General features: G+C 23.8%; 2 protein-coding genes. One reads left to right on the top strand and one right to left on the bottom strand.

From position 1 onward, the window contains the following. The coding region (locus tag NG901_RS16585) for a hypothetical protein (RefSeq protein ID WP_252217040.1) at positions 1-427 on the top strand (427 nt) is incomplete at its 5' end. A gap of 118 nt (positions 428-545) precedes the next feature. Here the strand turns inward: NG901_RS16585 and NG901_RS16590 are convergent. Then, positions 546-1,010, bottom strand: a complete 465-nt coding sequence (locus NG901_RS16590; RefSeq protein ID WP_252217041.1) for a helix-turn-helix domain-containing protein — start codon at positions 1,008-1,010, stop codon at positions 546-548. Positions 1,011-1,086 lie beyond the last annotated feature (76 nt).

Genomic DNA, 1,086 nt, shown 5'->3' on the forward strand with positions numbered 1-1,086 from the left:
TACTATAGAAAAAATAACATCACTAATTGATAATGAAAATGACAAGGTTAATGTAAATGGCTATGGAACTATTAATTCTATATATGAAAAAATTAATGGAAGTGTTATATTAGGTGACAAACAAGATACAAGTGCTAAATTAGATTCAGTTGATGAATGGGTAAAAGATACAGAATTAACAACTATTAATAAAGATTTGATAGAAGAAGAATCTACAATTAATAATGAAAATTTAATTTTAGAGGATAATGATACAAAAAATGCATTAGACTCAGATAATAAAGTATCAGAAATTAAAGATAATGAAGTAGTTAAATCTGATTCAGATATAACTGAAAAAAATACAAATAATATTAATGCAACAAGTAACGCTGAAAGTAAAACAAGTAATACAAATGTAATTTTAGAAGATAATAGTATTAAATAAATATATAAAATTTCAACTATGACTTTATTTAAATATTTTAAGTACAAGCTATTTAATTTATTAAAGTATTAGAATTTTAGCCCAAAGTAGAAACTTTAAATTTCTACTTTGGGCTTTTTTATGTTATTCCATTTTCTTTCAATTTCATATAAAATTCATAAGAAGGTTTATATTTTTTATGTACAAAGCTTGATAAAGTACTAGCATATGTATTTAATATTAAAGCACATTGTTCATATGAAAAGTTATTTTCATTTTTCCATTTTAAGAAAGCTTTTTCGTAGTCACTAAAATACCATTTATAGTAATAATCAAAATATTCTAATTCAACATTAAAGTTATCACATATTTTCTTTATAGAGTTTGGATGGGGGATAATCCTATCAAATTCCCAAAGCCATAAAGTTTTTTTCATACACTTTATAATCTTACAGAATTCAGAACACTCTAAATCATTTATTTTTCTAACTTTTCTAATTTTTTCCCCAATAGTATTTTCAGGTAATGATTTATTTAACTCTTTTACCATATTTGGTTTCATATCTACAAATACATCTTTAATTATTGCATTTGAGTGTCGCATGCATGTCCAGTTGCTAAATCAATGGTAATTCCTTCTTTATCAAAGAAGCCCTCACTAATTGCAACATACATAGGTC

This window comes from Clostridium sp. CMCC3677 (assembly GCF_023845585.1).
GTDB classification, from domain to species: domain Bacteria; phylum Bacillota; class Clostridia; order Clostridiales; family Clostridiaceae; genus Clostridium; species Clostridium aquiflavi.

Bases quoted from the DNA above. Each gene is read 5' to 3' on its own strand.
- NG901_RS16590 (WP_252217041.1), bottom strand. From the start codon at position 1,010: ATGCGACACTCAAATGCAATAATTAAAGATGTATTTGTAGATATGAAA.